The organism is Streptomyces sp. WZ-12 (assembly GCF_028898845.1).
Classification (GTDB): Bacteria; Actinomycetota; Actinomycetes; order Streptomycetales; family Streptomycetaceae; genus Streptomyces.
Genome location: NZ_CP118574.1, coordinates 2,056,888 through 2,077,763, shown reverse-complemented (window position 1 = coordinate 2,077,763; position 20,876 = coordinate 2,056,888). Strand labels below are relative to the sequence as shown.

Sequence of the window (20,876 nt, the reverse complement as noted above, 5' to 3'; positions counted from 1 at the left end):
ACGGGGACGGCGGGTGGGAGTGCGCTACCACGCCGGGCCGGCGGGGGAGTGCGAACTGGCCAGACAGGGAAATCGGGTTACTTGGGGTAACCGCGGACATTATCCGGCCGTTCCGCCGCTCGGCGAACACGGCGCCGGGACCGGATCTGCACCGAATCTCTGCATCTTTTGCGACGTTGAACCATGTCGGAGGCGTATTCCGGCGGACTGCGGCGATCTGCGGAAGGCTCCCGGGAGATCCCCCGACCGCCCGGCCGACCGTCGGCACCCGCTCCGGGCCGTGGCACGCCCCGGAGCGGTACGACGGATTCCGGCCGCCCGCGGCCGCGCCCCTACGGGAGGTGCAGCCGGTCGCCGCCCGCCAGGACCGCCCCCGCCAACGCCTCCGCCGGACCGCGCGCCGCCCCCACCCGCCGCCCGTGCAGCAGGACGAAGTCCACCCCGCCCAACTCCGGCAGCCCGGCCCGGGGCGGTATCCGCACCAGGCCCGGAGGGATCAGCCCCCGGGTGTGCGCCATCACCCCCAACCCCGCCCGGGTCGCCGCGATCAGCCCGTTGAGGCTCCCGCTGGTGCAGACGATCCGCCACTGCCGGCCCTGCTCCTCCAACGCCTCCAACGCCCGCGCCCGGGTCACCGCCGGCGGCGGGAAGACCACCAACGGGACCGGCCGCTGCGGATCCAGCCGCAGCCGCTCGCCGCCCACCCACACCAGCCGGTCCCGCCACACCAGTTGGCCCCGCGGCTCCTCCGGGCGCCGCTTGGCCAACACGAGGTCGAGCCGGCCGGCCGCCAGCAGCTCGTGCAGCGTGCCGGACAGCTCCACGGTCAGCTCCAGATCGACCTCCGGATGATCCCGCCGGAACCCCTCCAGGACCTCCGGCAGGCGCGTCAGCACGAAGTCCTCGGACGCGCCGAAGCGCAGCCGACCCCGCAGCCGGGTCCCGGCGAAGAAGCCGGCCGCCCGCTCGTTGGCCTCCAAGATGGTGCGCGCGAAACCCAGCATCGCCTCGCCGTCCTCGGTGAGATCCACGGCATGGGTGTCCCGCACGAACAACCGCCGCCCGGCGGCGTCTTCCAGCCGCCGCACGTGCTGGCTCACCGTCGACTGACGCAACCCCAACCGGTGCGCGGCCTGCGTGAAGCTCAGCGTCTGCGCCACCGCGAGGAAGGTGCGCAACTGCACCGGGTCGAACATCGGACGTCCCACGTGCTCCACCACTGGCCCCGCTCCACCCTCGGCATCCGACAGCTATCGCGATCCATGATGACAGTCACCATAGTAAGAGGGGTTCCCGATCGCCGGCCCGCCCGGCAGGCTGGGGAGGGCACCGTCCATGCCACCGCCCGTGAGCCGTCGACCCCGAAGAGAGACCATGCGCCGCCCTGTGTTCCGCCTGCCCTCCTGGCTCCCCGTGGACGGTTACCTCCTCGCGTTGCTCGGCACCGTCGGCCTGGCCGCCCTGCTGCCGGCCCGCGGCACCGCCGCCACCGTCGCCGACGGCGCCTCCACCGGGGCCGTCGCCCTCCTCTTCTTCCTCTACGGGGCCCGGCTCTCCACCCGGGAAGCAATGGACGGGCTGCGTCACTGGCGGCTCCATCTGACCACGCTGGCCTGCACGTTCGTGGCGTTCCCGGTGCTCGGCCTGGCCGCCGGCGGCCTGGTTCCCCACGTCCTGCCGCCCGCCCTCTACACGGGCCTGCTGTTCCTGTGCCTGGTGCCGTCGACGGTCCAGTCCTCCATCGCCTTCACCTCCATCGCCCGCGGCAACGTGGCGGCGGCGATCTGCGCCGGCTCGTTCTCCAGCATCGTCGGGATCGCCGTCACCCCGCTGCTCGCCGGGCTGGTGCTACACGGCAACGGCGGCGGCTTCTCCGCGCACTCCCTGGTCTCGATCGCCTGCCAACTGCTGCTCCCGTTCCTCGCCGGGCAACTGCTGCGCCGTTGGTGGAACAAGAGGGGTCGCGCGCAGCGCGCCGGGCAGGGTGGTGGTGGGCGACGGGAGGGCAGCTTCCTGGTCCGGCACAAGAAGGTCCTCGGCTACGTCGACCGCGGCTCGATCCTGCTGGTCGTCTACGCCGCGTTCAGCGCCGGCATGGTGCAGGGCATCTGGCACCAGGTCTCCCCGCTGCGACTGTTGTGCCTGTTGGGCGTCGAGGCGCTGCTGCTGACGGCCATGCTGACGCTCACCTCGTACGGGTCGCGGAAGCTGGGCTTCAACCGGGCCGACCGGATCGCGATCACCTTCGCCGGCTCGAAGAAGAGCCTGGCCGCCGGGCTGCCGATGGCCAGCGTCCTGTTCGGCGCCCAGGCCGGGTTGGCGGTGCTACCACTGATGGTCTTCCACCAGATGCAGCTCATGGTGTGCGCGGTGCTCGCCAAGCGGTACGCGGCCCAAGCGGACGCCGAGGAGGAGCCGCCGGCGGCTCCCGACGGCTCCGGGCCCCAACCGTCCGATCAGCGGCCGCCGTTCACCCTGTCCAAGGGGAGCCCGAGCACCAACGGGCCGGGCACCGAGGCACTGCCCCCGCGCACCCGCTCCAGCTCGGCGTCGGTCAACGCCCGCCCGTAGACCCGGACCTGGGAGAGCGCACCGGTCAACCGCGCCCGCCCGTCCGGCTGCTGGCCCAGGAACGCGCCGAACACCGAGGTGCGGCTGACCGTTCCGGGCGCGTCGGCGGTGGACGCGGTCGCGGCGCCGTCCACGGTCAGCCGCAGCCGACCGCCGGCGCGACGCAGCGCGAGGTGGTGCCAGCGGCCGTCGTTGTAGGCGCCGGCGCTGGCGAGGCGGACCGTCGCCGGCGGCCGGGCACCGTCAACGGCCGTCAGGTGCGCGGTGATCCGGTCGTGCGCCGGGTCGCCGCTCACCGCGACCTGCGGGGAGGCGCTGCCCATCCCGCCCATCCACAGCAGCGGCTGCGCACCCCGGGCGGCGCGGTAGCGGAACCACAGGGAGCAGGTGAACTCCCGGCTCCCCAGGGGGAGCGAGTCGCGGTAGGGGAGGCGCACGGCGTCGTCGGTGCCGTCGAAGGACAGCGCGCGGCCGAAGGGGCCGTCGGTGAGCCGGGCGCCGCCGAGGACCGCCGCCGGCCGGGCGCCGCGGGCCAGGTCGGGGGTGGTGGGGTCGGGGCCGCGGCGCGGTCCGAGCCACGCCTCGGTGAAGCGGGCGAAGCGGATCTCGTCCCGGGCGTCGGCGGCGCCGCCCTCGTAGAGCAGGCCGGTGACGGTGGGGGAGACGGCGACCAGGTCCGAGTAGCCGGACCAGTCGGCGGTGACCCGGGCGCCCCGGTCCACGCCCTCCCAGGTGCGGCCCTGGTCATAGGAGGACCGGAGGGTCATGACGCGGCGGCGGTCGGGGTCGGCGGGCGCGGCGAGCAGGGTGCGGGTGCCGCCGCCGGCGGCCGACGAGCGCGGCAGCAGCAGCGCCGACGCCTGCACCATCGGGGCGGAGAAGTCGGGCAGGGCGCGGAACGGGGCGGCGAAGGAGTCGCCGCCGTCCCGGCTGACGGCGGCGGTGCGGTTGCCCAGGTCCGTGCCGTCCTGTTCGCGGCCGTTGACGTAGATCGAGCCGTCGGTGCGCTCCAGGAGGGCCATCTCGGACGGCTTCTGGCGGAAGGTGCCGTCGGGCGCGACCGGCCAGGTGTCGAGCGCGCCGATCCGCCAGGTGGCCCCGCCGTCGTCGCTGTGGACCAGGGCGGCGTGGTTGGCGGTGACCCGATGGCCCGCGTAGCTCTCGGCGTTGACCCCGAAGACCAGCCGGCCCGCGTGCCTCCCGTGGGCGAGCTGGATGCCGTGCAACGGGCCGGTGGCGTACCAGGAGTTCCACCGCCGGGGGCGGATGCTGCGGGTCAGGTCGCGGGGCACGGACCAGGTGGCGCCGTCGTCGTCGCTGTACTGGAGGTGCGGGGTGCGGTCGCAGGGCACGTCACAACTGAGGCCGTCGGTACGGCCCTTGTTGTAGGTCTCGGCGAGGACGATCCGGCCGGTGCGGCGGTCCACGAGGGGCACCGGGTTGCCGTGGGTGTCCCCGTCGCCGTGGTTGATGACCTTCAGCGGGCCCCAGGTCCGGCCGCCGTCGGTGGAGCGCTTGACGACGAGGTCGATGTCGCCGGCGTCCCCGCAGTCGTGCACCCGGCCCTCGGCGAAGGCGAGCAGGGTGCCGCGGACGGTCCGCACGATGGCGGGTATACGGAAGCAGAAGTACCCCTTCTCCTGCGCCGCCTTGAAGACGACCCGCTGGTCGAAGCCGCCTGAGGGGGCGTCACCGGCGGCCCGGGCGGGGGCGGTCGCCAGGGCGGCGAGCGCGGTGACGGTCAGCGCGGCGACGGTGGCGCGGGCCCGGCGCTGCCGGGATCTGTGGCGGGGGCGGAGGTGCGCGCGGAGATCTGACGCCATGGTCCGGCCTGCCCTTCGAGGCATCGGGTCGGGTCATCAGGACATCCAACGTCCTATGTGCAGATGGGACGGAAGCTACTGCCGTGCGCCAAGAGCGACAAGGAGCCGACGTCGGTTCTCCCCGCCCACCCCGGAATTCACTCTCCCGGGCCGGGCGCACTGCGCCGTGTGCGCCACCTCGGGCCGACGGTGCGTCCGGCGCCCCGACCGCGCCCCGTCGGGACGCCTCACGGTCGCAGCACCACCTTCCCCAGGTTGGCCCGCGCCTCGATGATCTCGTGCGCCTTCGCGGCCTCGGCCAGCGGCAGTTCGGCGTGGACCGCGGTCGTCAACCGGCCGGCCGCCGCCAGCTCCCACAACTGGCCATGGTGGCGCGCGTACCGCTTCCGATGGACGGTGGCGAAGCGCCGCATTGTTGGGGCGCGCCGCCGCCCACGGTCACCGGCTCGTCGCCGACGCCGGGGAGTGAGCCGGGCCGGCCGGGCGTCCTCAGCCGCCGGCGTTCGCCCCGTCCCACGCCAACCGGTGCTCGCCCGCGTAGATGTTCATCGACGCCCCGCGCAGGAAGCCGACCAGCGTCAACCCCGCCTCGGCGGCCAGGTCCACGGCCAATGAGGACGGCGCGGAGACCGCGGCCAAGACCGGGATGCCGGCCATCACGGCCTTCTGCGCCAGCTCGAACGAGGCCCGTCCGGACACCATCAGCACGCTGGACGACAGCGGCAGCCGGTCGTCCCGGAGTGCCCGCCCGACGACCTTGTCCACCGCGTTGTGGCGCCCCACGTCCTCTTGGACATCGAGCAGTTCGCCGTCGGCCGTGAACAGCGCCGCCGCGTGCAGCCCGCCGGTCCGCTCGAAGACCCGCTGGGTGGACCGTAGTCGGTCGGGGAGGGTCGCCAGGGTCTCCGGGGCGATCCGCAGCGCGGGGTCCGGATCGGCGGTCAGCGACCAGCGGGCGGTGGTGCGCACCGCGTCCAGGCTCGCCTTGCCGCACAGCCCGCACGACGACGTCGTGTAGACGTTCCGCTCCAGGGTGATGTCGGGGACCGGAACGCCGTCCGCCAGCCGCACGTCAACGACGTTGTACGTGTTGCGCCCGTCCTCGGTGGCCCCCGCGCAGTACACGATGTTCGCGACCTCGTCCGCGGCGCCCAGCACCCCCTCGCTGACCAGGAAGCCCGCGGCCAGCGCGAAGTCGTCGCCGGGGGTGCGCATGGTGATCGCCAACGGCCGGCCGTTCAGCCGGATCTCCAGCGGCTCCTCGGCGACCAGGGTGTCCGGCCGGCTGCTCACCGCACCGCCACGGATCCGGATGACGCGGCGTCGCTCGGTGACCCGTCCCATGTCTGATCAGCCCCGGTCCTGTCTGCGGTGATGGGCGTGCTCACCGGTGTCCGTCGTGGTGGTGGGCGCGTTCGCCGATGTCGATGCCCGATGTCCATTGTCCGGTACGGGCGTTCACCCGGCGCGGTCGTCGGTGGCGGCCACCCGACCCGGATGAGCCAGATCGTCGCGGCGGCCTGTGGGGCACCGGTGGCGCTCGGTAGACTGTAGACGATAGCCAATAACGGAGGGGGCCCCGATGCTGTCCCGAGGTTTGCCGCAGGGCGCCGTGCCCAAGCTGGAACGCCCCGGCCCACTGCGCGAGCGCGTCTACGAGGCACTGCTCGAACTGATCACCACGCGTGCGCTGCCGCCCGGCCAGCACCTGGTCGAGAGCGAATTGGCGGGCCACCTCGGTGTCTCCCGCCAGCCGGTGCGCGAGGCCCTGCAGCGGCTCAACACCGACGGTTGGGTCGATCTGCGGCCCGCCCAGGGCGCGTTCGTCCACGAGGCCACCGAGGAGGAGGCTGACCAACTGCTCACGGTCCGCACGCTCCTGGAGGCGGAGGCCGCCCGGCTCGCCGCCGTCCACGCCGCCCCCGCCGGCATCGCCGAGCTGGAGCGGCTCTGCGACGAGGGCGAGCGCGCGGTCCACGACGACGACGTGGAGACGGCGGTGGCGCTCAACGCCGAGTTCCACGCCAAGGTGACCGCGCTCGCCGACAACGCCGTCCTCGCGGAACTGGCCGGGCAGGTCGGGCGCCGGGTGCGCTGGTACTACACCCCGGTCGCCCGCCGGCGCGGCAAGCGGTCCTGGGCCGAACACCGCGAGCTGATCGCGGCGATCGCCGACGGCGACGAGGCGCGCGCCACCGCCGTGATGCGCGCGCACACCGAGCACACCCGGCGGATGTACCACGAACGCGACGGCGAGGACGCCTGACCGGGGCGGAGGCCGGGGTGGCCGATCCTTGCCCCCGCCGTCCCGCGTCCCGTCCGAGGGGCGAGACCAGGGGCGAGGAGCGGCCCGCCGGCGGGTAGGGTGCAGGCGATCGCGCATCAGCCGATCACGGACGAACCACCCGAACCCGACCAGAACGGCGAGGCGTACATGAGCGAAGGGACAGCAGCGGCGACCGGCGAAGCGGCCTCCGTCGCCGACGAGGCGGCCCGCGAGCGGCTGCTCTACCTGCGCAGCAGCATCGACAACCTCGACGCCGCGCTGGTGCACCTGCTCGCCGAGCGCTTCAAGTGCACCCAGCAGGTCGGTGAGCTCAAGGCCCGGCACAGCCTGCCGCCCGCCGACCCGGCGCGCGAGGCCGCCCAGATCGCCCGCCTCCGCCGCCTGGCCGAAGAGGCCCGCCTGGACCCGGCCTTCGCCGAGAAGTTCCTCAACTTCATCATCGGTGAGGTCGTTCGCCACCACCGCGCGATCGCGGACCGGGCGGTGACCGGCGACGGAGGGGAACCGGCCCCGGGGTCCGGGCCGACCGCCGGCTGACTGTGCCCACTCCTGCCGCGAACGCCGCTCGCCCCGGGTCGAGGAATCCCTCAACTCCCGGGGCGGAGACGGTGGTTCAGGTCATCTCCCGACTGATCGGACGGGGGTTGGCGGCCACGTCGCGGAGTCGGGTCCGGCCCGGTTGGTGCAGCAGCAGGGTGAAGGCCGCCGCGACCAGGGAGATACCGCCGGCCAGCAGGTACGCGCCGTTGTAACCCCAGGCACTGACCACCATCGAGCCCAGTCCGCCGCCGAACAGGCCGCTGATGAGCTTGCCGCTGTAGACCAGGCCGTAGTTGCTGGCGTTGTAGTTCTCCCCGAAGTAGTCGGGGGTGAGGGCGGCGAAGAGCGGATAGAAGGCGCCGCCGCCGAGGCCGGAGAGGAAGGCGAAGAGCAGGAACAGCCACTGGCTGTGCAGGTCCCCGGCCCACAACACCCCGAACTGGGCCAGTCCCAACACGACGATCACGAGCACCAGGGTCGTCTTCCGGCCCCACAGGTCCGACAGCCAACCGACCGCCGTCCGCCCGACGCCGTTGACGACGGACATGATCCCCATCGACGACGCCGCGACCAGCGGGCCGAAGCCCACTTCCTTGGCGAAGTCGACCTGGAACGAGATCCCGAATATCGAGACGCCGGCGGTCAGCACCACGCTCATCCACATCAGCGGCAGCACCCCGCTGCGGATCGCCTCCTTGGGCGTGAACTGCCGTACCGCGGGCGGGTTCTTGGCCAGTCCCACCGCCGGCTTCTGCGCGCCGCCGGCGGTGAGCGGCGGTTCGACGTCCGCGGGCCACCAGTTCTTCGGCGGGTCCTTGAAGAACCAGGCACAACCCGCCACCACGATCAGCACATAGACCCCGATGAGGTCCAACACCTCGTCGAAGTCACGGGTGTTGAAGGCGTAGTTGAAGACGAAGATGAACGGCAGGGCGCCGTAGGCGAATCCGCCGTTGACGAACCCGGTCTTCGCGCCGCGCCGTTCCGGGAACCACTTGCCGACCATGTTGATACAGGTGGCGTAGACGAGCCCGGAGCCGATGCCGCCGACGACCCCGAAACCGCAGAGCGCCGCCGGCACGTTGTCCAGGTGCCCCAGGGCGACGAAGCCCAACAGGCTCAGCACCGCCCCGATGAACATCGCCCGGCGCGCGGTCAGGATGCCGCGTTCCCGTAACCAACCGGCCGGGAAGGCGATCCCCGCCTGGAAGAACACCCAGACGCTCAGGATCCAGAAGGTGTCGCTCTGCGTCCAGCCGTGGGCGTGCGACAGCGTGCCCTCGGCCGATCCGTACGCGTACTCGGAGACGCTGATCGCTATCATCGACGCCCACGGCAGATACACCATCAACTTCCGTGAGTGGCCGCCGAGTAGCTCCCGATCGGTCTCCCCGATGCGGTAGATCCGGCCCTTGCCGTCGGTGATTTCGCGGTAGCTGATGGCCGCGGTGCCTGGCATCGTGCCTGGCGTTGTGCGTGCGGCTGTTCGTGCTGCCGGTGCGGTTCCCTCGTCTCCCGTTCCCGTTGCCCCCGCCCTTCCCCTGCCGTCATCCCGCCCGGTCCTGCGACTGCGATCCATGCCGTTCACCTCGGAATCGAAAAAATCCGGTCAGCGCGCCCTCTGTCCCTTTTCGCTTCGGGTGTGCAGGAACGGCGTCAGGGACCGAGCAGCCCCGCGGCCCGCGCCCAGCGGTACTTGGCGCCGAGTGCCGCCACCGGCTTCTCGGTGGTGTACGGGTAGGCGACCACCCCGTTGTCGAAGAGCCGGGCGGCCGCCGCCTCGACCTCGGTGTCCCCGGCCAGCGACGCCACCACCGGCTTCTCGATGCCGCGCGCCCGGAACTCCCCGACGACCCGCGCCGTCAACTCCGCGAAGACCGCGGGCGGGGTGACGAGGGTGTGCCAGTAACCCAACACCAGCGCGTGGATCCGGGGATCGGACAGCCCCAACCGCAGGGCCGCCTCGTAGGTGGCCGGGGGCTCGCCACCGGTGATGTCGACGGGATTGCCGGCCGAGCCGAACGGCGGGATCAGCCGGCGGAACGCCGCGTCGAGATCGGCCGGGATGTCCATCAACCGCAGGCCGTTGTCCACCAGCGCGTCCGACAGCAGCACCCCGGAGCCGCCGGCACCGGTGATCACCACCACGTTGTCGCCCTTCGGGACGGGCAGCACGGGCAGCGCCCGGGCGTACTCCAACAGGTCGGCGAGGCCCGGCGCCCGGATCACCCCGGCCTGCCGCAGGATGTCGTCGTAGACCGCGTCATCGCCGGCCAGCGCGCCGGTGTGGGAGCCGGCGGCCCGCGCCCCGGCCCCGGTCCGGCCCGCCTTCAACACCACCACCGGCTTCTTCGGCACGGTCTCCCGGGCCGCCTCGACGAACGCCCGGCCGTCCTTGAGGTCTTCGAGGTGCATCGCGATGCAGTCGGTGTGCGGATCCTCGCCGAAATAGGTGAGCAGGTCGTCCTCGTCCACGTCCGCCTTGTTGCCGAGCCCGACGATCGCCGAGACGCCGGTCCGGGTCGTCCGGGCGAAGCCCAGGATCGCCATCCCGATGCCGCCGGACTGCGAGGTGAGCGCCACCCCGCCCTTGACGTCGTACGGGGTGCAGAAGGTGGCGCACAGGTCCTGCCAGGTGGAGTAGTAGCCGTAGATGTTCGGCCCGAGCAGGCGGACGCCCCACTCCGCGCCGATCGCCACGATCCTTTCCTGGAGGGCGAGTTCGCCGCTCTCCGCGAAGCCGGACGGGATCAGCACGGCGTTCGGGACGCCCTTGCGGCCGACCTCCTCCAACGCGGCCGGCACCAGCGGCGCGGGGATGGCGAACACCGCAACGTCCACCTCGCCGGGCACGTCCCGCACCGACCGGTACGCCTTGCGGCCCAGGATGTCGTCCGCCGTGGGGTGCACCGGATGGATCTCGCCGGAGAACCCGCCGTCGAGCAGATTGCGCAGTATCGAGTGGCCGATCTTCCCCGGGGTGTTGGAGGCCCCGATGACCGCCACCGAACGGGGCCGCATCAGCCGCCGCATCGCGGCCAGGATCTCCGCCCGGCCGTGCCGCGGACGGGCCGGCGGCGCCCCCTCGCTCAGCAGGATCCGGACGTCGGCGGCGCACACCCCGTCCGCCGACGCGAACACCGGATTGAGGTCGACCTCCGCGATCTGAGGGAAATCCGCGGCGAGTTGAGAGGTGCGGACGATCAGGTCGACCAGCGCCGCGCGGTCCGCCGCGGGCCCGCCGCGCACCCCGCGCAGCACCTCGGCCGCCCGGATGCCGTCCAGCATCGACGCGGCGTCCTCGGCCGTCGCCGGCGCCAGCCGGAAGGTGACGTCCTTGAGCACCTCGACCAGCACGCCGCCCAGCCCGAACGCCACGACCTTCCCGAACGTCGGGTCGCTGACCGCCCCGACGATCACCTCCTGCCCCGCCGGCACCATCTGCTGCACCAACACACCGTCGATCCGCGCGCCCGGCGCGTAGGCCCGGGCGTTGGCCACGACCGCGGTGAACGCGCCGCGCACCTCGGCCGCCGAGTCGAGGCCGGTCCGCACCCCGCCCGCCTCGGTCTTGTGCGGAATGTCCGGTGAAACGATCTTGAGCGCCACCGGGAACCCGATCCGGGCGGCGAGCGCCACCGCCTCCTCGGCGTCCTCCGCCACCCCCTCGGCCGGCACCGGAATCCCGTACGCGTCGGCGATCACCCTCGCCTCGGGAGCGGTGAGCACCGTCCGCCCCGCACCCCGCGCGGCACCCAACACCCCACCGACAACGCGCTTCTGACCCTCGGTCATCCGCATCAAATCACTCCCTCCGCCTTCAACTGCGCCAATTCCGGTCCGTCCAGGTCCAGTTCCCCGCCGTACACCTCGGCGTTGTGCTCGCCCAGCAGCGGCGAGCGGTGCACGTCGACGGGGGAGTCGGACAGCTTCAGCGGGGAGCCGACGGTGGTGAAGGCGCCGCGCTGCGGGTGCTCGACCCGCACCACCATGCCGTTCTCGGCCAGCGAGGCGTCCTCGATGATCTCCTTGGTCGACAGGATCGGCCCGCAGGGGATGTCATGGGCGGTGAGCTGCGCCAACACCTCCCACTTGGGGAGCGTGCTGCTCCACTCCTCGATCAGCTGGAACATCTTCGACAGCCTGGGCAGCCGGGCCTCCGGCGTCGCCCAGTCCGGGTCCTCGGACAGCTCAGGCCGCCCGATCAGCTCGGTGATCGGCCGCCAACCGACCGGCTGCACGATCACATAGACGTAGTCGTTGGGCCCGCCCGGCGCGCACTTCACCGCCCACCCCGGCTGCCCACCGCCGCTGGCGTTGCCGCTGCGCGGCACCTCGTCGCCGAAGTCCTCGTTCGGGTACTCCGCCAACGGGCCGTGTGCCAGGCGCTGTTGGTCCCGCAGCTTGACCCGGCACAGGTTGAGCACCGCGTGCTGCATGGCGACGTTGACCCGCTGGCCGCGGCCGGTGCGGGTGCGCTGGAAGAGCGCGGCCAGGATGCCCGCGACGCAGTGCACCCCGGTGCCGGAGTCGCCGATCTGCGCCCCGGTCGCCAGCGGCGGCCCCTCCTCGAAACCGGTCGTCGCCATCGACCCGCCCATTGCCTGGGCCACCACTTCGTACGCCTTGTAACCGGTGTACGGGCCCTCGCCGAACCCCTTGATGCTGGCGTAGACGATCCGCGGGTTGATCTCCTGGATGCGCTCCCAGGGGAACCCCATCCGATCGACGGCACCCGGACCGAAGTTCTCCACCAGCACATCGCTGCGCCGGATCAGCTCGGTCAGCAGTTCCTTGCCGCGCTCCGTCTTGGTGTTCAGGGTGATGCTGCGCTTGTTGCAGTTGAGCATCGTGAAGTAGAGCGAGTCGGCGTCCGGGACGTCCCGCAACTGACGCCGCGTGATGTCCCCGCTCACCGCCTCCAGCTTGACCACATCGGCCCCGAGCCACGCCAGCAACTGCGTTGCGGAGGGGCCGGATTGAACGTGTGTCATATCGAGGACGCGAATGCCGTCGAGTGCCTTGGACATGGCCGACCCCCTCCTACTTGTACATCGTCTGGTTCATCGTTCCGGGGGCGTACGCGTCCGGATCGATCCACACATTGATCAGCGAGGGCTTGCCCGACTCCCGGGCCCGCCGCAGCGCCGGCGCGATGTCCGCCGGGTCCCGGACCTCCTCGCCGTAGCCGCCCAACATCCGCGCGAACTCGTCGTAGCGGACGTCCCCGAGCGTGTTGCCGACCCGCTCCCGCTCCGCGCCGTACTTCGCCCGCTGCCCGTAACGGATCTGGTTCATCGACGAGTTGTTGCCGATGACGCCGACGAACGGCAGGTCGTAGCGGACCAGCGTCTCGAAGTCCCAGCCCGTCAGGCTGAACGCGCCGTCCCCGAAGAGCGTGACCACCTCCTTCTCGGGCCGGGCCTGCTTGGCGGCCAGTACGAAGGGGATGCCGACGCCGAGCGTCCCGAGCGGCCCCGGATCCATCCAGTGCCCCGGCGACTTGGGCTGCACGACCTGCCCGGAGAAGGTGACGACGTCCCCGCCGTCCCCGATGTAGATCGAATCCTCCGTCAGGAAGTCGTTGATCTCGCTCACCAACCGGTAGGGGTGGATGGGGCAGGCATCCGACCGCAACTGCGGCAACCGCTTGGCCAGCGCGGCCTGTTCGGCCGCGCGCAGCTCGTCCAACCACTCCTTGCGCTTGGCGGCACCCCCGTTGATCCGCCCGGACGCCGCCTCGGTGACCGCCTTCAGCACCAGGCCCGCGTCTCCCACGATCCCCAGATCGACGTCCCGGTTCCGCCCCACCGTCCGGTAGTCCAGATCGATCTGCACCACCGTGGCGTCCGGCGACAACCGCTTGCCGTACCCCATCCGGAAGTCGAACGGCGTCCCGACGATCACGATGACGTCCGCGTTGGCGAACGCGTACCGCCGCGACAGCTGGAAGTGGTGCGGATCGCCGGGCGGCAGAGTCCCCCGCCCGGCCCCGTTCATGTACGCCGGGACGTCCAGCGCCCGGACGAGCTCCACCGCGGCATCGGTCCCGCGCGTCGTCCACACCTGGCTACCCAGCAGGATCGCCGGCTTCTCCGCGCGCACCAGCAGATCGGCCAGCCGCTGCACGTCCTCGGGGTCGCCGAGCGAACGGGTCGAGGCCCGGTAGTGCCCGGCCCGCGGCACCCGTGCCGCCTCGGCCGGCACCTCGGCGTCCAGCACATCGCGCGGGATCTCCAGGAACGACGGCCCGGGCGCACCGTGGAAGCACTCCCGGAACGCCATCGAGACCATGTCCGCGGCCCGCGCGGTGTCCGGCACGGTGGCCGCGAACTTGGTGATCGGCGTCATCATCTCGACGTGCGGCAGGTCCTGCAGCGACCCCATCTTGTGCTGCGTACGCGCCCCTTGGCCGCCGATCAGCAGCATCGGCGACTCGGCCCGAAAGGCGTTGGCGACCCCGGTCACCGCATCGGTGGTCCCCGGCCCCGCGGTGACCACCGCGCACCCCGGCCGCCCCGTGAGCCGCGCGTACCCGTCCGCCGCATGCGCCGCCACCTGCTCATGCCGGACATCCACCACCTCGATGCCCTCATCAACGCACCCGTCGTAGATGTCGATGATGTGCCCCCCGCAGAGCGTGTAGACCACCTCCACCCCCTCCGCCTTGAGCGCCTTGGCCACCAGGTGCCCGCCGGAAACCCCGCCACGGCCGCCCCCCGGCTCGCCGCCCTGGTTCCGGTCCTGCTTCGCACCCTGAGTCATCTGCCTGTCCTGAGCCATCTGCGTCGCTTCCTTCCGGGCGTGGTTGCCGCACATCGACAGCCACCGAACCGCGTCACTTGAGCCCCCGAGAGCCGCCGACCGAAGCGCCTCGACGCCGTCACGGGGGTCACTCTTCCCGTCGACTGAAGACTGTATACAGTCGCCAGTCGACAAATACTGTATGGACCCGTTATCTCTCACCGCCCCTTGGTTGTCCAGAGGGCAACGCCACGATCAAGCCATCTGGCCGGGAGGCCGCCGTCCGCCACTCATCAACCCGCCTTATGCCCGGCAGGGATACGCAGGTGAAAGGCACTCCGAAACCTTGGTATTGTTATCCATGTCGCCGCGGGGAACGCCCCGCGAAGACCACCTAAGTCCGGGTGGCGGAATGGCAGACGCGCTAGCTTGAGGTGCTAGTGCCCTTTATCGGGCGTGGGGGTTCAAGTCCCCCCTCGGACACTCAGATAGGCACATGTCAGCGGGTTGTGATCCAGTGATCACGACCCGCTGTTGTGTGTGATGCTTCAGGTCAGGCCGGAGTCGGGCATAGAGGGGGGCCTGGTCTGCGGGGCTGCTGCTTGCAGCCGGCGGACATGCCGCCGAGATTCTTGATCATGTGCTGGACCTGTTCTTCGGAGGCTTTCTCCCCTCCTGACGAGCCGGCCGACAGCAACGCGGAAGACCAAACCAACTTGCCTGACGAACCCCTTCTGGCAATATCACCGCCCCAGCCCGACGGCACGCCATCGACCGTAGCCCGCTGAACCTGAGACTTCCCGAGACGGCGTGGCGGACGAGCCGACGCCGACCCCTGCCAGGTCACAGATCCCAACACCCCGGCCTCGGCCCGGAAACCAGCATGGTCCCCCTCGCCGGCCCGCCGCAAGACACAAGGCACCGCACCGCCAACAGCACCAGCGACGACGAATCCGGACGTGCATATCAAGGGCGACCGCGAGACTGCCCCGCAGTCGACGCCGGATCCACCCTCATCGCGCAAGGACGAGCGGTTCACGCCAGGAGCCCTCCGGCGGATGGTGATCAACCGCCCCCGGCGCGCGGCGGGACGCCAGCGCCACGCCCGCAGGTCGAGGTCGTCAGCGACCTGATCGGTGACGTCGTGGACCACAGGGGCGGGCGGCGCGGCGTGCGCCGTGACGAGCCGGAGCACGGCGCCGTCGGCTATCCCGGCCGACGCCAGCGTGCTGTCGTGCGGGAGGACGGAGCCGTCGGACGTGATCAACTGCCGTGCCGTCGGCCGTGATGCGGGCCGATCGCCCAGCAACTGCAAGATGTCCGGGATCAGCTGCCCTATCGGCACATCGGAGAGCAGGACGACATCGGCTCGCCGCCGGTCGCCGACCAACGTCACCCGACCCAGCTGCCCCTGGAAGTCGTTCCTTTGCTCACCACTTACCGGAACTTACCATCGCGGCTTTGACGAACTCCGGGGTCGACCGAGCATGGCCCATGCTGCCGACTTCCATCCCGGCCCCATGTCGGGGAAGCTCTCGGCCGGCACTCGGAGCCTTTCGCGGACGCCCCTGAAGGCGTCAAAGTCTGCCCGGATCTGAACTGTGGGCTTCCGAAGCCTGTTCATGGGCGTGGGGTGGGGCCCCCGGCATGATTCGGGGGCCGGACCGACTGGGGGCATGGTCAACGTGGTTGGTCTGCTCGCTCACTCAGATACGGGGAAGCAGGTTGGCCAGGTCATAGAGCTCTATGGCGAGCTCTTCGAGCATTTTGGGGGCTGTCTGTCCTTTCGCCCAGGCGACCGCGGTGTTGCCGTCGAGGCGCAGGTGTCTGCCGGATAGCTGAGGGCGCCCGAGTACCTCCGGTCTGACCAGTGCGGAGAAAACCCAGTCGTCGGTGACCAGCACTCTCGTCGCCTCGTGGCCCGGACCGAGCGCCGCAAGCGCCGGATACTCACGCAGAGAATGCCGGAGAACGTCCCTGGGGGGCGACCGGAAGTCCGCCGGTGTCGCCTTCCAGTAGTTGCTCTTGGGGTAGAAGCCGAAGAGGGGGAGCGTTCGGGGGAAGGTCAGCACCACCCCCGACGACCAGAGTTCATGGCCGCCGCGGGTCGAGGAGTTCTGTTTGAGCAGCCAGAGCACCACCTCGACACGCTCACCGGTGCCGCCTGGATCGACCAACTCGCCGACGGTGGCGTATCGAAGGTTTCCGCCTCGGCCGCTCGCCGGCTGGCCGCGAAGCCGTCGCTTCACGTCCAGCCGGTCGTTGAACTTACGCACCGCCGTCCAGCCCGGACGAACGTTGTCCCAGTCCTCCGACACGTCGCTGAGCGAGACCAGGTTGGGACGAGGTTCCCCGGGGGACCGCCTTCGCTGGCCCGTACCCTGCCACTTCCTACCGGTGAACGGCCACATGCCCGGCGCCCCCTTCGCAAGCCGGCTCGGTGAACTCCCCGCTATCCAAACGGGTGTCCATCGAGCTCTTCACGTGGAAGCTGCACCGCTCCGTCCTGGTCCGTGACGTCGTCCCCCGCCTCTGGCCTCTCGTGTTGTTGGGCCGTGTACTCGACAGCACCACCACCGGCGTAGACGATTCCGTTCATACCGACCTCATGAACGTTGGAAAAGGCCGACTGCGCCTCCTCAGGTACGCGTCCCTTCGGGAACCGCCCCAAGTACGCGCCCCCGCCGCCGGTGATCGCGTTGGTGAGCATGTCGTCGCCCACGGTGGCCTTGGGATCGTCATGCTCCGCCGCCCACGTACCGGCCGCGCTGCCCGCCGCTCCGGAGGCGATTTTCTGCGCTGTTTCGGCCTTGCCGGTCAGACCGTCGCCGGTCAGCATCTTGTCGAAGGCGTTGGGCGCGCCGTGCTTGCCCAGGGAGCCTAGGCCCTTGCCCACCGCTCCGGGGGCCGCCGCCACGCTGCCGGAGACCACTGCGTTGCGCACGTCCTGTCCAGTGAAGTCCTGTCCGGTGGCCCATTTGGTGCCTGCGGTACCCGCGAGGTTCATCGCGGAGTTCCTCAGTCCGTCCTGGATCAGTTTGGATAGCGCCTTGACCATGCGCACCAGGGTCCTGGAGCCCTTGACGAGCTCAAGGACGGCCTCTTCGGCCCGCTCCGCGAGGCTCGTGAACTTCTCCACCCAGCCGAGGATTCTCATGGCCCGTGCCCCGGAGGCAGCCGCTGCCACCGCGTCCGAGATGCCCGCGGTGACCACCGTCAGCAGTGCGCCGGCGAGTTCTGTCTCGGCGATCTCCAAGGCGATCTCGACGATCTCCTTGACGATCTGCTCGGCCTCGTCGGCATAGGCATCGAGCTGTTTCTGTATGGCGGCGAAGTTCTTCGCGGTGTCCTGGAAGGCGCCGTACTGCTGCTTCCAGCGCTTCTTGAACGCATCGGCCGCATCGCCGTGCCAGGTGACGCCCACCACGGCCTCGACCCGTTTGTTCAGGTGTTCTGCGGTCTCCTGAAGGTCCTGGCCGAAGCTCCCCCAACGATGTGCGATATCCCGCAGGGACTTGGGGGCACCGCCGGGCCACGGGATGTTGAGCAATTCCAGGACTGGTACGACCTTGTCGACGACGTAACTGTTGAGGCCCATCGGTCAGGCCCCCAACGTCGCGCTGGTGCGCGTGTCAACGCCGTCGTAATTGGCGGCAGACTGGTTGAGGCCCGAGCTGTTGCAGCGGAGCACCTGGGCGAGTTCGGCGAGGCCCTCGCCGGTGTGGTTCACCATTTCCCAGTACTGGTCGGTGATCCCCTTGCACGCGGCTATCAGCCCAAACGCCTCCCCGACCTCGAAGAAATCTCCCACGAAGCCCTCGATGCGCCCGGCCAGTTCCTCGGCAGCGGATTGAAAATCCGCTGCCAGCTCCCGTAACCCGTCCGGATGCGCCTGAAAATGCCCTACCGACATGCGCCGTTCCCCCATCGGCTCATCGCCATCATCGCCCGCACAATCTGCGAAGTACGGACGCCGCGCAGGACTCTATGAAGCCCCTGGCAGAGGGGGCAGCTGAACCCGGCTGACCATGACGCGCCTCTTACGCCGTCTCGTAATCCGCGCCCCGCACAGGGGGCTTCGACTGCTCCGGCGCACGCCGTGCCCACTCCCAAACTGCGGAATCGACCCGGCCTACTCGTTCCGCATGACACAGCCGAGAAGCAGGCGCGCAACGTATCGGATCGGCGAGACCTAGGACTTCGCGGACCTCGTGGGCTGCTCTGACTGCTGCACCTGGCGCTGCTGCTTCTCCTGCTCCGCCTTCTGCTGTGCCAGTGTGTGCATGATGGCGCACTTCCGAGCGCGCCCGGCCCTGGCGCTTCTCTTCAGGACGGCGGATTGGTCGTCTACGAACGGTTGTCGAACGCCGCGTACCCGGGCTTGAGATATGGGCTGTGGGCTCAGCACAGGCTCTATCCCTCGCACAACGGCTGTCCCAGATGCGTGGCTGTTTCGGCGGCGTCTTTGTGGGTCAGTGTGACGACCAACGCCGTCAGGGGAATCATCAGGCCGGCGATGACGACGAAGAGCGTCGGGAGCCAGCTCTGCCAGCCGGAGGCCGGCGGGAGCCCGTCGCGTCGCGCAGCGCGGGAAAGCGTCAGATAAACGAGGAGCGCGGCCAGGGCCGCGAGCAGGGCGCCGTAGGCGAAGGCGAAGTGCGTCCAGGGCACCGCCATATAGCGGCAGGCGGCCGACTGGAGGTGGACGTGGGCGGTGGACAGCGCGAACGTGGTGATCAGACAGCCGATGGCGGCCAGCGCAAGCAGCGGTACCGCAAGCGCTCGGACCCGCGAGCGCCGCGCAGCGGGTTGGGTGACGGTCTCGGTCATGGCTGTCTGTCAGTACCAATCCGGGTGCGGGCGGACAATGCGGATGTTCTGCTGCCCCTCGGCCTTTTCCGTGGTCGGCAGCCGGCCTTCCAGGCTCACGTTCTGGTACGAGTCCTGGTGCTGGGTGTACTTGATTTCACCGTCCGGCATGACAGCCGTCACCACGGCGGCGTGGTGGGTATTGCCGTGCTCGATGTGTTCGTTGGGGCCCTGCTGTTCGTAGTAGATGATGTCGCCGGGCCGGGCTTGGGACGGCGATACCTCCTCTCCGCCGTGCTTGAGCATGAAGTTCTGCTGGTTCTCGGCACCGGCCCAGGACTTGGAGTAGTACATGCTGGTGTCCCACCAGTCGATGCCGATGCCGCTCTCGTGACCCCAGGTGTCGTCACCGCGTGCGCCGTCCCACGGATCGAGTTTCTTCTGCATGCCGGCGTGGTCGAGCGCCTGGGAGACGAAGTTGGTGCAGTTGTTGTCGAACTGGACCGGGTCGTCCTTGTTCCAGTTGTCCAGTGCGTACTCCACCATCTTGATCCGGTCGAACTTCCTGTCCGTGCCCCGCATTTCACGTTTGACGTCCTCGGGAATTCCGTCGAGTTGCGCGAGTCTGACCGGCTCGGCCCGCGTCAGGTCGTACTGCTGCTTCTCACTGAGCCCGTTCCACCAGGCGCGGACGGCTGCCGGGTCGGTGTTCTTCGGGGGGATGTCGGCGGCGAGCATATCCATCTCGACGTGCGACGCGACGTTCTGCTCCTTGAGCGCCTTGTCCGGATCATCGATCTTGACCGCGGCCGTCAGACGGGACAACTCGGCCTTCGTCTGCTGGTCGGCCTCGGTCGCCTGCCGCAGCGCCTGTTCGCGCAGGGCGACGATTTCGGTGTACGCCTGCTGCTTGTCCGCCCCGGCATTCGGGCCCGGGCACTCCAGGGGCATTCCGTCGTCATTGAGCGGGAGGTCGTGGGCGCGTGCGAGGTCGGTGAGTTGGTGGGCAGTGCTCATGGCCAGTTCCAGACTGGTGTGCATGCCCTCCATGACCATTTTGACGCTGAGCAGCAGGTCGTAGGCCGACTCCAGTTGGTTGGCCAGCTTCACGAAGTCGCCGGCCGCCGCCGCGCCGACTTCGTCGGCCCAGTTGTCGGCGAGCGGCTTGGCGCCCTGCTCGCGCACGTCGTGCGCGGCGTTCAAGGCGTACTTGGCCAGTGCCGCCCAGTCGTCCGCGGCGTCCTTCCACTTCTGGGGATGGGCGCTGATCAGTTCCGCGTACGTGACCATGGTCAGTGCCTGCCCAGGTCCGTCATGGCGGACCTCAGCCGTGCGACCGCGTCCTGGTCGGCGGCGTCGTAACTGTCCGCGGAATCCTGCAACCGCTGCCCCAAATCCCCCATTTTCTTGGCGAGTTCAACCATGTGGTCTCGCCAGGTGTCCCGGCATACCAACAGGGTGTCTCCACACTCCCAGAACATGTGGTCGCGGTAGACGTCGTCCGTGCTGTCGAGCGCATGCTGCATCCGCCGCTGGGTATCGCTCGACAACGCCTTCATGTCCTCGCCGGTGCCCCGCACTTTCGCCGTGTTCACCCACACGTCACTCACCGGATTTCCCCCTTGCCATGCGAACTCCTCGGACGGCACGTAGCGACTCCCACGCCATGCGCCATGCCGCCTTCGCGCCATGTCATATACATGATTATTCCTGTGAAATGTTACGGCACGAGGCCCGGCGCAACATCGCGACCGGGGGTGGTGCCGTCCGCGCGAGGCGGCCGCGGAGCCCGGACTGCATCACCCCTCAGTTGTGCTGCTGGCTCAGCGTCAGTGGGTTACCGGCGACCTCCGCAGCCTGCGGGTCCGCAACCGCCGCAGAAGTCGCCGGTGTTGCAAGGGAACGGGCAGGGCCCCGTCGTACGAGGGGCACCATGACCCGAGATTGCGCCGAGGAAGGGAGCGTGTGGCCAATGGCGCTCTCTCAGGAGGTGGAGGCGTTTGGGTCGGGGAAGGCGGTCGAGTTCGTTCAGCCGGGCGGCCAGGTCTTCGTCGTAAGGGCAGGCCAGGCGTGGGGGCCAGGTTCAGCAGGCAGGCCGCGGC

The 20,876-nt window shown here is 70.1% G+C and carries 16 protein-coding genes, 1 tRNA gene and 2 pseudogenes; 4 read left to right on the top strand and 15 right to left on the bottom strand.

The annotated features are described in order from the left end of the window. Nucleotides 1-332 precede the first annotated feature (332 nt). Nucleotides 333-1,196: a LysR family transcriptional regulator gene (locus tag PV796_RS08915; RefSeq protein ID WP_274918935.1), complete on the bottom strand. Its 864-nt coding sequence runs from the start codon at nt 1,194-1,196 to the stop codon at nt 333-335. A 178-nt stretch (nt 1,197-1,374) separates the two neighbouring features. On the opposite strand from PV796_RS08915, the gene PV796_RS08910 reads away from it, so the two are divergent. Beyond that, a complete protein-coding gene (locus tag PV796_RS08910; RefSeq protein WP_274912398.1) occupies nt 1,375-2,571 on the top strand; it encodes a bile acid:sodium symporter family protein in 1,197 nt (398 codons plus the stop codon). Here the strand turns inward: PV796_RS08910 and PV796_RS08905 are convergent. The 3 genes and pseudogenes from PV796_RS08905 to fdhD all read right to left on the bottom strand — a co-directional run bounded on the left by PV796_RS08905 (nt 2,457) and on the right by fdhD (nt 5,738). Then, nucleotides 2,457-4,394, bottom strand: a complete 1,938-nt coding sequence (locus PV796_RS08905) for a sialidase family protein (RefSeq protein ID WP_274912397.1) — start codon at nt 4,392-4,394, stop codon at nt 2,457-2,459. The genes PV796_RS08910 and PV796_RS08905 overlap by 115 nt on opposite strands. 227 nt (nt 4,395-4,621) lie before the next feature. Continuing rightward, nucleotides 4,622-4,834, bottom strand: a pseudogene (locus PV796_RS08900) (zinc-binding dehydrogenase); the annotation flags it as partial. A gap of 49 nt (nt 4,835-4,883) precedes the next feature. Further along, nucleotides 4,884-5,738: a formate dehydrogenase accessory sulfurtransferase FdhD gene (gene fdhD, locus PV796_RS08895; protein ID WP_274912396.1), complete on the bottom strand. Its 855-nt coding sequence runs from the start codon at nt 5,736-5,738 to the stop codon at nt 4,884-4,886. 238 nt (nt 5,739-5,976) lie between these two features. On the opposite strand from fdhD, the gene PV796_RS08890 reads away from it, so the two are divergent. Together PV796_RS08890 and PV796_RS08885 are read left to right on the top strand one after the other, a co-directional pair. Beyond that, nucleotides 5,977-6,660: a GntR family transcriptional regulator gene (locus tag PV796_RS08890; protein ID WP_274912395.1), complete on the top strand. Its 684-nt coding sequence runs from the start codon at nt 5,977-5,979 to the stop codon at nt 6,658-6,660. A gap of 168 nt (nt 6,661-6,828) precedes the next feature. Further along, nucleotides 6,829-7,218 (top strand): chorismate mutase, encoded by a 390-nt coding sequence (locus PV796_RS08885; protein ID WP_274918934.1) that lies wholly within the window; start codon nt 6,829-6,831, stop codon nt 7,216-7,218. Nucleotides 7,219-7,294: 76 nt separating this feature from the next. Here the strand turns inward: PV796_RS08885 and PV796_RS08880 are convergent, their stop codons facing one another. The 4 genes from PV796_RS08880 to PV796_RS08865 all read right to left on the bottom strand — a co-directional run bounded on the left by PV796_RS08880 (nt 7,295) and on the right by PV796_RS08865 (nt 14,004). Further along, nucleotides 7,295-8,680, bottom strand: coding sequence for an OFA family MFS transporter (locus PV796_RS08880; protein ID WP_274912394.1), 1,386 nt, complete (start codon nt 8,678-8,680; stop codon nt 7,295-7,297). Nucleotides 8,681-8,877: 197 nt separating this feature from the next. Continuing rightward, entirely contained in the window at nt 8,878-11,016 is a 2,139-nt protein-coding gene (locus PV796_RS08875) for an acetate--CoA ligase family protein (RefSeq protein ID WP_274918932.1), read from the bottom strand. A gap of 5 nt (nt 11,017-11,021) precedes the next feature. Then, complete coding sequence (frc, locus tag PV796_RS08870) at nt 11,022-12,251, bottom strand: formyl-CoA transferase (protein WP_274912393.1); 1,230 nt, start codon at nt 12,249-12,251, stop codon at nt 11,022-11,024. Between the two features lie 13 nt (nt 12,252-12,264). Further along, nucleotides 12,265-14,004, bottom strand: coding sequence for a thiamine pyrophosphate-binding protein (locus PV796_RS08865; protein ID WP_274912392.1), 1,740 nt, complete (start codon nt 14,002-14,004; stop codon nt 12,265-12,267). A gap of 359 nt (nt 14,005-14,363) precedes the next feature. On the opposite strand from PV796_RS08865, the gene PV796_RS08860 reads away from it, so the two are divergent. Next, nucleotides 14,364-14,448: transfer RNA gene (locus PV796_RS08860), tRNA-Leu, on the top strand. 592 nt (nt 14,449-15,040) lie between these two features. On the opposite strand, the pseudogene PV796_RS08855 reads toward PV796_RS08860, so the two are convergent. From PV796_RS08855 to PV796_RS08825, 7 genes and pseudogenes are all read right to left on the bottom strand, one after another. After that, nucleotides 15,041-15,361 (bottom strand): annotated as a pseudogene (locus PV796_RS08855) (EsaB/YukD family protein); the annotation flags it as partial. Nucleotides 15,362-15,671: 310 nt separating this feature from the next. After that, entirely contained in the window at nt 15,672-16,283 is a 612-nt protein-coding gene (locus tag PV796_RS08850) for a hypothetical protein (protein WP_274912391.1), read from the bottom strand. Nucleotides 16,284-16,417: 134 nt separating this feature from the next. Then, nucleotides 16,418-17,563: a WXG100 family type VII secretion target gene (locus tag PV796_RS08845; protein WP_274912390.1), complete on the bottom strand. Its 1,146-nt coding sequence runs from the start codon at nt 17,561-17,563 to the stop codon at nt 16,418-16,420. 3 nt (nt 17,564-17,566) lie between these two features. Continuing rightward, entirely contained in the window at nt 17,567-17,878 is a 312-nt protein-coding gene (locus PV796_RS08840) for a type VII secretion target (protein WP_274912389.1), read from the bottom strand. Nucleotides 17,879-18,378: 500 nt separating this feature from the next. Next, entirely contained in the window at nt 18,379-18,795 is a 417-nt protein-coding gene (locus PV796_RS08835) for a hypothetical protein (RefSeq protein ID WP_274912388.1), read from the bottom strand. A 9-nt stretch (nt 18,796-18,804) separates the two neighbouring features. After that, nucleotides 18,805-20,064, bottom strand: coding sequence for an amidase domain-containing protein (locus PV796_RS08830; protein ID WP_274912387.1), 1,260 nt, complete (start codon nt 20,062-20,064; stop codon nt 18,805-18,807). 2 nt (nt 20,065-20,066) lie between these two features. Beyond that, nucleotides 20,067-20,423 (bottom strand): type VII secretion target, encoded by a 357-nt coding sequence (locus tag PV796_RS08825; RefSeq protein ID WP_274912386.1) that lies wholly within the window; start codon nt 20,421-20,423, stop codon nt 20,067-20,069. Between the last annotated feature and the right edge of the window lie 453 nt (nt 20,424-20,876).

What these genes read in the sequence shown, in the direction of transcription:
- PV796_RS08905 (WP_274912397.1), bottom strand. Translation starts at nt 4,394, where the DNA reads ATGGCGTCAGATCTCCGCGCGCACCTCCGCCCCCGCCACAGATCCCGG.
- PV796_RS08830 (WP_274912387.1), bottom strand. Translation starts at nt 20,064, where the DNA reads ATGGTCACGTACGCGGAACTGATCAGCGCCCATCCCCAGAAGTGGAAG.
- fdhD (WP_274912396.1), bottom strand. Translation starts at nt 5,738, where the DNA reads ATGGGACGGGTCACCGAGCGACGCCGCGTCATCCGGATCCGTGGCGGT.
- PV796_RS08915 (WP_274918935.1), bottom strand. Translation starts at nt 1,196, where the DNA reads ATGTTCGACCCGGTGCAGTTGCGCACCTTCCTCGCGGTGGCGCAGACG.
- PV796_RS08845 (WP_274912390.1), bottom strand. Translation starts at nt 17,563, where the DNA reads ATGGGCCTCAACAGTTACGTCGTCGACAAGGTCGTACCAGTCCTGGAA.
- PV796_RS08835 (WP_274912388.1), bottom strand. Translation starts at nt 18,795, where the DNA reads ATGACCGAGACCGTCACCCAACCCGCTGCGCGGCGCTCGCGGGTCCGA.
- PV796_RS08910 (WP_274912398.1), top strand. Translation starts at nt 1,375, where the DNA reads ATGCGCCGCCCTGTGTTCCGCCTGCCCTCCTGGCTCCCCGTGGACGGT.
- frc (WP_274912393.1), bottom strand. Translation starts at nt 12,251, where the DNA reads ATGTCCAAGGCACTCGACGGCATTCGCGTCCTCGATATGACACACGTT.
- PV796_RS08865 (WP_274912392.1), bottom strand. Translation starts at nt 14,004, where the DNA reads ATGGCTCAGGACAGGCAGATGACTCAGGGTGCGAAGCAGGACCGGAAC.
- PV796_RS08880 (WP_274912394.1), bottom strand. Translation starts at nt 8,680, where the DNA reads ATGCCAGGCACCGCGGCCATCAGCTACCGCGAAATCACCGACGGCAAG.
- PV796_RS08840 (WP_274912389.1), bottom strand. Translation starts at nt 17,878, where the DNA reads ATGTCGGTAGGGCATTTTCAGGCGCATCCGGACGGGTTACGGGAGCTG.
- PV796_RS08885 (WP_274918934.1), top strand. Translation starts at nt 6,829, where the DNA reads ATGAGCGAAGGGACAGCAGCGGCGACCGGCGAAGCGGCCTCCGTCGCC.
- PV796_RS08890 (WP_274912395.1), top strand. Translation starts at nt 5,977, where the DNA reads ATGCTGTCCCGAGGTTTGCCGCAGGGCGCCGTGCCCAAGCTGGAACGC.
- PV796_RS08875 (WP_274918932.1), bottom strand. Translation starts at nt 11,016, where the DNA reads ATGACCGAGGGTCAGAAGCGCGTTGTCGGTGGGGTGTTGGGTGCCGCG.